At 50.2% G+C, this 8,870-nt stretch carries 11 protein-coding genes; all 11 read left to right on the top strand.

Translation table 11 applies throughout. From position 1 onward, the window contains the following. Window positions 1-237 precede the first annotated feature (237 nt). The 11 genes from OX89_RS14120 (at window position 238) to OX89_RS18680 (ending at window position 8,709) form a co-directional block, all read left to right on the top strand. The gene (locus tag OX89_RS14120; protein WP_157497502.1) at window positions 238-846 is read left to right on the top strand and encodes a hypothetical protein; all 609 of its coding nucleotides are present in this window, start codon (window positions 238-240) and stop codon (window positions 844-846) included. Between the two features lie 172 nt (window positions 847-1,018). Further along, window positions 1,019-1,525 (top strand): hypothetical protein, encoded by a 507-nt coding sequence (locus tag OX89_RS14115; protein ID WP_157497500.1) that lies wholly within the window; start codon window positions 1,019-1,021, stop codon window positions 1,523-1,525. A gap of 301 nt (window positions 1,526-1,826) precedes the next feature. After that, a complete protein-coding gene (locus OX89_RS14110) occupies window positions 1,827-2,855 on the top strand; it encodes a hypothetical protein (RefSeq protein WP_047351098.1) in 1,029 nt (342 codons plus the stop codon). Window positions 2,856-3,209: 354 nt separating this feature from the next. Continuing rightward, window positions 3,210-3,431, top strand: coding sequence for a hypothetical protein (locus OX89_RS19185; protein ID WP_234305579.1), 222 nt, complete (start codon window positions 3,210-3,212; stop codon window positions 3,429-3,431). 65 nt (window positions 3,432-3,496) lie between these two features. Next, window positions 3,497-4,444, top strand: a complete 948-nt coding sequence (locus OX89_RS14105) for a hypothetical protein (protein WP_052952279.1) — start codon at window positions 3,497-3,499, stop codon at window positions 4,442-4,444. A 200-nt stretch (window positions 4,445-4,644) separates the two neighbouring features. Then, window positions 4,645-5,673: a hypothetical protein gene (locus OX89_RS14100; RefSeq protein ID WP_157497498.1), complete on the top strand. Its 1,029-nt coding sequence runs from the start codon at window positions 4,645-4,647 to the stop codon at window positions 5,671-5,673. 94 nt (window positions 5,674-5,767) lie between these two features. After that, complete coding sequence (locus OX89_RS18690; protein ID WP_157497496.1) at window positions 5,768-6,334, top strand: hypothetical protein; 567 nt, start codon at window positions 5,768-5,770, stop codon at window positions 6,332-6,334. Window positions 6,335-6,354: 20 nt separating this feature from the next. Further along, window positions 6,355-6,594 (top strand): hypothetical protein, encoded by a 240-nt coding sequence (locus tag OX89_RS18685; RefSeq protein ID WP_157497494.1) that lies wholly within the window; start codon window positions 6,355-6,357, stop codon window positions 6,592-6,594. Further along, entirely contained in the window at window positions 6,566-7,450 is an 885-nt protein-coding gene (locus OX89_RS18255; RefSeq protein WP_084002073.1) for a restriction endonuclease, read from the top strand. The genes OX89_RS18685 and OX89_RS18255 overlap by 29 nt, the downstream gene beginning before the upstream one ends. Further along, window positions 7,443-8,384 (top strand): S49 family peptidase, encoded by a 942-nt coding sequence (locus OX89_RS14095; RefSeq protein WP_052952278.1) that lies wholly within the window; start codon window positions 7,443-7,445, stop codon window positions 8,382-8,384. Before OX89_RS18255 ends, OX89_RS14095 begins: the two co-directional genes overlap by 8 nt. 16 nt (window positions 8,385-8,400) lie before the next feature. Beyond that, window positions 8,401-8,709, top strand: a complete 309-nt coding sequence (locus tag OX89_RS18680) for a hypothetical protein (RefSeq protein ID WP_157497490.1) — start codon at window positions 8,401-8,403, stop codon at window positions 8,707-8,709. The last annotated feature ends 161 nt before the right edge of the window (window positions 8,710-8,870 follow it).

The following is an 8,870-nucleotide window of genomic DNA, read 5'->3' as shown; positions in this document are numbered from 1 at the left end:
AGCTGCAAGGCTCGGTCAAGGAAGACTTGGCGAAGATTGATGCTCGCTTTGAGCGCATGGACAAGAAGTTCACGAATTTGTTCCTGATCCTGATGTTCACAGTCATCTTCTTGAATCAGAGCGCACTTGAGTTCTTGGCACGTCTCATAGGTTTTGTCAAGTAACTCAAGCGCAACTTTTTTTCAACCCTCGGGGTCACGCCCCAAGGGGATGTGATCCCGGTTTTAAAGGATCACCATGAAATCGAAAAACATCGCCATCAATGCTCTTGATGGACAAGACCTCAACCGGGCTGTTGGGTATCTGCTGGGCCTTGCACCTCGTGAACCCGTGCATGCGACGAATGCAGATGTGGAAGGCCTGACAACCCCCTTCACGTTGTTCGATGTGACGTACATCTATCGAGGAGATGGCGAGATCGCAGACGCTAAGACCGCACCGGTCAAAATCATCCGGTATGGCATCAACCATGAAGTGAGAGCTACCGCCCCCTCAGTGACGTTCATCGACCATCAGGGCCGAAAAGGGCTGGCGTCTGTGGACATGTTTTACACAAATCGAGAGGAAGCTGAGCTCGAAATCATTATTGCGACCAAGGGTCAAATAGCGGATTTCGACCCGCTCGGTGACTGGGCGCAGTGTGGCAAGCTCATCGACGAGTACGGGATCATGTTTGAGTCTATCCAACACGAGGATGGAAAAATGATTCAGGCTTACCTTCGCGGACGCGGAACCTCCGGCCCCAAGGGGGTCGGCAAGAACCACCGGGTGGCAGCGCTGCGATGCTTGCTGGCTTCCAATTACGCTGAAGGCGTTCCCATGATCGCTGAGAGTGACCAGTTGTAGCCTAACCGGCATTCCGGCGCAGTAGTTCTTAGGCATGTATAAATACTTATACAACGCCTACCATTGAACAACCCGGAAACCGAAATCAAAATCATCTACCCGCTCGAAAGAGCATAACCCTTGGGGTCACACGCCCCAAAGGCGGTGATCCCACATTTCAAAAAGGATCATCATGACAACGAAACAATATCCATGCGGAATCACCGTATCAATGATTTCCGCAGCGCAAAATCTGATGCTGGCCATGGCGCACGAGCAACTCGTGCGTCCTATCGTCGAGGCTTACGAGGCCAAAATACTTGAAGAGTATAACTTTAAGTATGACGAAGAATGGCGTGAATACGGAATATCTGGGAGAGTGACTGAGCGCAAGAAGTCATATCTTATGGACAGCGAGGACTTGAAAATGTTTCTTTCTTTGACGTTCGAGGAGAGGAATAAGCGGAACCTCAAAGTCAGTCACCCGGAAAATTGCCCTTTACTGGAGGCTGAACATCTGCGTATGAAAGCTGAAAACGAGTTGCTTAAACAACTCAGCAAGCTGCCAAAACTGGAGGCATTTGCAACTGAGATCCATAATATGGATCAACGCAAAAATGCGATTGACCTCGGTTTAAGTCTGTTGGCTCCATACGTTGAGAATGCAGACACTATACTTTCCGAGTGTCTTTCTGGTTGATTGCAACCCTCTGGGAAATATAACCCGGTGGCATAGCTGATGGTCGGCCATCCGACTCAAGAGGAAGAGGTGCATGCCTTTTTCTTTCCAAACCCCTGTTCTCGCGGCAGGGGGTTTTCTCAAGCGCCTCGTAGCGGTGCTTCAGAAAGCCAGAATTTGACGCACCTGGAGTAATTCCAAGTGATCAATATTCCCTGCTGAGGAATCAAAATAATCAGCATCAACCGCTCGCAAGAGCTTTTCAACCCTCGGGGTCACTCAACCCCAAGGGGACAGTGACCCTGATTTTTTTGGAGAAATCATGGGGTCTACTATCACTACAGGGAAGCTTGCTTCCGCATACAAAGACGCAAGTGGCGTCATCTGGTACAGCCTCTATGAGGAGATGTACGAGAAAAATTGCTACCCACACACACCAAAGTGGTGCTGCATCTACTTCGGTGCGCTGGAAGCAGCTATCGAAAAGATCTTTAAGTATGGTTCCTCCTGTGAAGGAGGAATGCTGCGTAGCCGCAGCGGCGCACTTCTGGCGGAGAACTACATCGCCAGCTGGCTAAGAGAGTTGGCCAATCCGGTTCATCACGATCCCGGCACGGTCACACTGAAGGTCTCGGATTCGTGGCGGGCTTCCATCCCGACCACCCAGGCAGATGCCGCCTACGCGATTCTTAGCCGATTTGGCTATAGCGGTGTCGTTGACGTGCTCAAGGAAGGTAAAGCCCATGAATTGAGCATGCAGCATGACGCCCCCGTCATTGCGGCGCTGTTCGGAAACGCCTCGGGTCTTGGCCCGTGGCGCGTCATCGAGCATGCGCCTGTGTATGCCGGGCGTAACGCCTCGCTAGGTCGCAGCGCAAGCAAGAAGCGGAAAGCTCAAGCAACCACGATTCCGAATGTGCTCAGAGTTTCTGAGAACGATGAGGGTTTGCTGGTACAGCAACCGGATGGCACCTGGCGCTACGGCGGCTGGGCCTACTCGATCATCGGAGGCTATATCTGCTCAATTTGGGAGAACGAGCTAATCAGTCCGGGAAGCTACGCAAAGGCCATCAAGTCTCTGCGCGAGGCGACAAAGACCGCAAACGTGATCCCGCGAGGGACAAAGGTTGTTGTCGATGCTACGGTGGAATTTGAAGACAAATGGGGGCGCGATTCTGTTCAAAAACTGCCTGAAATCATTCCTGTGACTCATACAGCCACAGGATATGAATTCGAGCTTCCATTGGATCCGTCCACGATCCGTCGCGTGTTCTCTCTTCCAAGGGAGAGTGCGCAATGGGTGCTTCCTCAAGCCACACTAAAAACAACAGAGCTGGAATTTCTGGCTTAATTTCCCATCGGGGTGCTATGCCCCAATGGGGCGTGGTGCCTTCGATACATCAAACACCATGAAAATATCAAATCATCTTCACGATCACTCACACATTAAGACGGAGGAACATGCAAGTCTCTTTAAGACCGGAATTCTTGATGTCTCACTTCTAGCCAAGCTTGGCCTTAAACCAACGGAAACACTGACTTCATGTCCTGTGGTTTCCGTCGAGTTTGTCACAATGTCTTGGAATAGTGTTCTCAAGCGGGAGGAGCCGATCTTTCTCGCAAAAGACGCTCGTGGGAAACTCTGTGGTCAATACTACGCCGCAGCCTTTGAGTCACTTGTTCTTTAGGCAGTCGAGGAACGCAGATGTCGGAAAACCATCCAACCAAGCGAGTTCGCATTGCCTACATTGGCGTTGACAACAACAACGTGGCAGCACTCACCGTTGCTTTGGAGTACAGGCAAGGTGAGGCAAAGCTTGCTACCTTCCTTCAAAAAAAATCCTATCTAGGCGATATAGTGGCAGTGGAAACTGTTGCGAAAACGCTTCTTAGGGATAGAAAAGTAGACGAGATAAGTTACACTTAAAAATTCGCTAACACGCGCATTGATCGTCGATAGACGTGGCATGCGAATTTCAAATAGGAAATATCATGGAACACCAAAAAGTATTGGGATCGTTCAAGGCGCAAGCCGCCAACTCAACGGAAACCGGGGTGAAGAAGACCGATTTATATCGGATTCCACCGGAAAAACTCCAGGAAGAACCGGGATTCAATGAGAGGGATTACAACGACCCAGAGGTGATGGAACAGATCACGGCCTTCGAGGAGGCGTATTTCAATGGCTCCTACGTTCCACCTTTGATCGTTAGGATCGATCCAACCAATGGGGATATCTTCATTGTTGATGGTCATCAACGGTTGCGCGGTGCAAAACGTGCAATCGAGCGCGGAGCACCCATCGAACACCTGGATTGCCTGCCGTTCCGAGGGGGAAATGACGAGCGAATCCTGCTGATGCTCACCAGTGCACAAGGACTGAAACTCAAGCCGCTTGGTGTCGCAAATTCCTATTTGCGCCTGACGCGGATGGGTAAGTCGGTTGCTGATATTGCCAGGCACATCAACCGCACGACGACCCACGTGGAAGCCATGCTTGTGCTGGCGACCGCTAACATGGACGTTCGTGAATTGGTGCGCGAGGGCAAGGTATCGGCAACGATGGCTGTTGAGGCTGTGCGCGAGCACGGTGAGAAGGCAGGGCCTTTCCTGCAGCGGAAGTTCCAAGAGATAAAAGCCCAAGGCAAACAAGCACTCAAGCCGTCTGCCATCAGGGAGTGGGCGCCATCACGAAAGATCGCCGGCCGCATGTTTGATAGCCTGGAACAGGCGTACAAGGGGATCATGAGCAAGCGGGAAGTCAAAGACCTGCTGATCGAGATCGAGACGAGTGGCGATGAAACTGTGGTCAACAAGACCATCAGTGTCGATGCCGCCATCATGGTAGACCTGATTCGGCTCTTCCAAGAGGTCGAAGGGGCCAAGAAGAAGAGTAGTGGTAAAAATGCCGGTGCTGGACAGATGAACCTTCCGGGTTGACTGGCACATTGCATAGACCAGCAAAACAGAGCCCGCCCACATCTTCGGATGTGGCGGGCTTTTTTTGTTTGCAGATACGTTCTGGAGAAATCTGTATTACATGATCTGGCCAAAATTCAAACTAATCTGTTAACAGAGACCATGGAAGTACCACAACCATAGAAAATATGGGCATAATCCGACAAAAAATGAGGTGATTTATGCCCGCAATGTCTCCAAAATTCATTGAGCAAACCAGGCCAGATGCAGCCGTGTTGCTGGAGCTGTGGCTGGATCACTCATCAGAGGATGAGCGCGCACCGATAGGCATCAGGGGCGAACCGGCCTATCGATACTTTTGGCGCACCTGGATGAGGTTTCTGGAAACCCGAAGAAACGGTGCTTTCTCTCAAGCGCTCCCATGGCATGAGGTCACCCAAGGTGATGTACTTGCATTTCTCGCCAATGGGCCACGAGGGCGGCAAATCGACACCGACCCCAAAGCGATCACCAAGCGACGCTACTGGCGATTGCTTGAGAGGATCTATGCTTTCGCGCTGGAAAATCGTTGGATTGATCAGAACGTCGTCTCGCAGCTGGCGTACAGAGACGTACCGCCGCCTGAAGATCCTCGGGGGTTAATCATGTCGCCAGGCATCTGGCGTGCGGCAACAGACCTATTGGGGCATAACGTGGACGAGCGGCCCCTCGCCATTCGCAATCATGCCATCTGTCGAACACTCTTCGAGTTGGCATTGATGCCTATGGAGCTGCGCGAACTCACCCTGGAGTCTCTGGTTAGACGCCAGCCATCAGACGGATCGCAGTCGCTGTACGCCGTGCAAGTTGACGGCCCAGGTGTCGGTCAGTTGCGCAAAATGACCTTAAGCAATGAGTTGCGTCACGACATTCAGGCATGGCTGGATGTTCGTCATTTGGTTGCGAAATCGTCAGAGCAGCGGGCGTTGTTCTGCGCCAGAACGAACAAGACAGAGCTAATCACCGCGACCCAGTTGATCAACATCGTCACGGAGTTTCTTAAACGGGCATCTGAAGTCAGTGGGTATCCACTACCAGCTCGACTCGGGCCACAAATTGTGAGGAATACACGCCTGGTGATGTGGCTCAACGAAGGGGTTCCGCCGTCACAGGTTGCTGTCTGGGCGGGCTTGAAGGATGCTCGTGGCTTGTATCATCTCCGTCAACACATCAACCCAAGCATCAATCTTTTGGGAATCGTCAGAGAATAGAGAGCGCGGATCTCCAGGATGAATACTGAGCATAATTTGCGTTAATATCAGGTATTAGTATAATTGGCACATTGACACCGACCGAGGAATCAAAATGAGCATCATCAACAGCATCAAGCGACTTTTCAGAGGCAAGCAAGAATCTGGAAAGTCGGACGATCTGCAAGCTCGGCTTGATAAGCTTATGGTGAAGTACGGCTCTATTAGAGTGGAAAGTGCAGGCCATTCCGAAAAGTCCGTTCATGAGCGCCTAAAAGACCTGATGATTAAGCACAACGTCCATACGGGATCAGTCCCTCTGGGCGCGATGTTGGGTGTTTCGCATTTGTCTCAAAATGGGATGAATGCTGATCCCGATGATTCCATTGCAGAATTCGGAGAAAATTCTTATGGTGCGGACGGTAATGAAAGTTCTTCTCAATTTGTATATGAATTTGAACCAATAAAAAAATCATGTGAAACATCTTGGGATCACCTATGTGATACCGACTTTGGAACGGATTTTATGGCTATAAATCCGGCTACAGGTCTTCTGATGGTTGGTATGGTCGATATCGGCGGGAATATGTATGGAGTCTCGTCCTCAACAGATTATTCAATTACGGATGATAATTCATATTCTTTCTCAAGCAATTCATCTTCATTTAGTTCGTTTGATTAAATAGTTCACTATCAATTTAAATGCCACTTGAATCTATTGTTCTAATTATTGCGCTCTTTGGCTCTGCTAAGGTGGCGCTGGACGTGGTAGTAATGGTTGTCAGATTTCTATTTTCAAAGAGTGGAGGAAAATCGGAATTGGAGCGTGCCGTCGTGATGCTGGAGGGTCTTTCAACAGCCAACGAAGTTCTCCAGCGTGAAAACCATGACCTAAAAGTTCGTCTTGATCACTATGAAGAGAGCCAGAAGAAAACCGTCTAGCCTGCTCATACAGTGCATTGATCTGCTTGCCTTGCTTCCATGGTGGATTTCCCTATCGCTGGCTGTTTTAAGCTATGTACTTTTTCATAATACGGTCATCACGGGCTCCATTGTCGATTTTGGTTCTGGAAATCCAGTCAGTAGCGCGTTGGTTAAAGCAACATCTCAAGCTGCGAAATATATCGCGCCTGTACTGCTCTTGATTGCATCAGGGCTGTCTTTTTTTGCACGTCAGCATCGCAAGGATCTACTCAAAAATGCCAGTCTTGAACAAGATTTATCGCAGATGGGTTGGCTGGAATTTGAGTTGCTAATTGGTGAAGTGTATAGACGCCAAGGATACAAAGTACAGGAATTTGGGGGCGACGGGCCAGATGGTGGCGTAGATTTGGTGCTTAAAAGGCCTGGCGAAACAGTTTTGATCCAGTGCAAACACTGGAAATCCATAAGTGTCGGCGTGGATGTGGTTCGTCAGATCTACGGCGTCATGGCAGCGAAAAACGCTACCGCATGCAAGGTGGTGATTTCTGGAGCGTACACCGAAGCCGCATTGAAATTTGCGAAGGACGCTAACAAGTCAGGAGGTGGCCAGATCGAGCTGATTAATGGCCAGAGACTCTTTGCTCTTATTAGGGAGATTCACACGCCCGTCAGTTCCCAGAGAAATGATGAAGCTTTTGGAGCGATCGAATCAACGCGGATTTTCAGGGAAGAACCACCAGTGTGCCCGAAGTGTGGATCTGGTATGTCCAAACACCGCTCAAAGAAGGGTCGGTACGCCGGAAGGGATTTTTTTGGATGCAATCGTTTTCCAGATTGCAGAAGCATTATAGCGATTGAAGAACCACATGTTTAAAAAAAAACCAACAGTCACTTATACCGACTCGGACTTGGTTCAGCTTCAGGTGAAGACTGAGAAGTCGGAGTTACGCTGGAACTATTTTAAGCGCACATGTTTTGGCTTGATTCTGGTATTCGGTGTGGCGGGCTCGCTATCGAAGATGCTTCCGTATGAGAATGACAAGGCGAAGATTCCTGTTGTAAGGCTTGAGGGTGGTATTGCGGGTGATGCATCAAAGGGTAGCGCCGACTTCATCATAGAAAAGCTGAGAATCGCTTTCGATGTGAAAAATGCCGATGCTGTCATTCTCTACATAGACTCCCCTGGTGGATCGCCAGCCGAAGCCGAGAGGATTAACCGCTTCATAGATCGAAAAAAGGCGGAAACAAAAAAACCGCTTTACGCCGTGTGCGGGAATATGTGCGCTTCAGCCGGTTACATGATAGCGGCACATGCCGACGAGATATATGCCGGAAAATATAGTCTCGTGGGGTCAATCGGCGCGATTCTGAGTTCGTGGAATTTTTCGGAAGCAATTGAGAAGTTCGGGATTCAGCATAACGCCTACGCAAGTGGTAAGCTCAAAGCGATGCTTAATCCATTCGCCCCATACAAGCAGGATGATGCCATCAAGGCGCAAACGCTTGTCAATGGCATGGGGAAGATTTTTGCCTCCGAGGTTCAGGAGAGGCGGCGGGAAAAACTCACTACAGATATTGATCTATTCACAGGCGAGGTGTGGGATGGAAATGATGCCAAAACCTATGGTCTGATCGATGCGGTCGGCACGCTTGACGATGTGGCGAAGGACAAATTTTCCGATGGTGCCGTAATTGTCGAAATCAACAAGGCAGGAAAGGGGCTTCAATTGCTGCAAAGCGCATCAAAGATGATGGCAGAGAGCGTGGTTTCTGCGCTTGTCGAAGCCAATACATTCAAACTTCGTTAGAAAGAAGGGGACAATCGTGAAATTGAATATCCCAGAAGGCATTACGTTTGATGCGTTGGAACTCCGCTATTGTGAACTGGCGGGTTTTGAGTACAACGCTGACATCCTGGCCATCGTGTGTGCGGCCTCCGGGCTGTCGCCGGATGGCGTTGTGGAGGGTGATGATGGTGAAGACCTTGCAATCATTGCCACTTGGTATCTCCAGGATCGTGGTAATGGTGGTGCCCGACATCCCGATGCCGAGGCGTTATTGGAGTCTCAGGCTCGTGCTTCGAAGTTGACCCAATGCGCGACAAGCCCCGCCGTTCAGGGCGGGGAAGGATAGCGCTGGCCAGCGTGAGCCGGGCTTGCATTTCTCCTGGTCGCTGGATATAAACACATAGTCATGCTGCACACCAAAACCCTGCGCCTGCGCATCAAGGACAAGCACCGCAAGGTGCTGTCTGCGATGGCCCGAGAGGTCAATCAGGTCTGGAATTACTGCAA

The organism is Diaphorobacter sp. J5-51, assembly GCF_001023515.1.
GTDB lineage: Bacteria > Pseudomonadota > Gammaproteobacteria > Burkholderiales > Burkholderiaceae_C > Diaphorobacter > Diaphorobacter nitroreducens.
The sequence above is the reverse complement of the archived record's forward strand: the minus strand, read 5'-3'. Positions and strand labels throughout refer to the sequence as shown.

Bases quoted from the DNA above. Each gene is read 5' to 3' on its own strand.
- OX89_RS14120 (WP_157497502.1), top strand. From the start codon at position 238: ATGAAATCGAAAAACATCGCCATCAATGCTCTTGATGGACAAGACCTC.
- OX89_RS14115 (WP_157497500.1), top strand. From the start codon at position 1,019: ATGACAACGAAACAATATCCATGCGGAATCACCGTATCAATGATTTCC.
- OX89_RS14110 (WP_047351098.1), top strand. From the start codon at position 1,827: ATGGGGTCTACTATCACTACAGGGAAGCTTGCTTCCGCATACAAAGAC.
- OX89_RS19185 (WP_234305579.1), top strand. From the start codon at position 3,210: ATGTCGGAAAACCATCCAACCAAGCGAGTTCGCATTGCCTACATTGGC.
- OX89_RS14105 (WP_052952279.1), top strand. From the start codon at position 3,497: ATGGAACACCAAAAAGTATTGGGATCGTTCAAGGCGCAAGCCGCCAAC.
- OX89_RS14100 (WP_157497498.1), top strand. From the start codon at position 4,645: ATGCCCGCAATGTCTCCAAAATTCATTGAGCAAACCAGGCCAGATGCA.
- OX89_RS18690 (WP_157497496.1), top strand. From the start codon at position 5,768: ATGAGCATCATCAACAGCATCAAGCGACTTTTCAGAGGCAAGCAAGAA.
- OX89_RS18685 (WP_157497494.1), top strand. From the start codon at position 6,355: ATGCCACTTGAATCTATTGTTCTAATTATTGCGCTCTTTGGCTCTGCT.
- OX89_RS18255 (WP_084002073.1), top strand. From the start codon at position 6,566: ATGAAGAGAGCCAGAAGAAAACCGTCTAGCCTGCTCATACAGTGCATT.
- OX89_RS14095 (WP_052952278.1), top strand. From the start codon at position 7,443: ATGTTTAAAAAAAAACCAACAGTCACTTATACCGACTCGGACTTGGTT.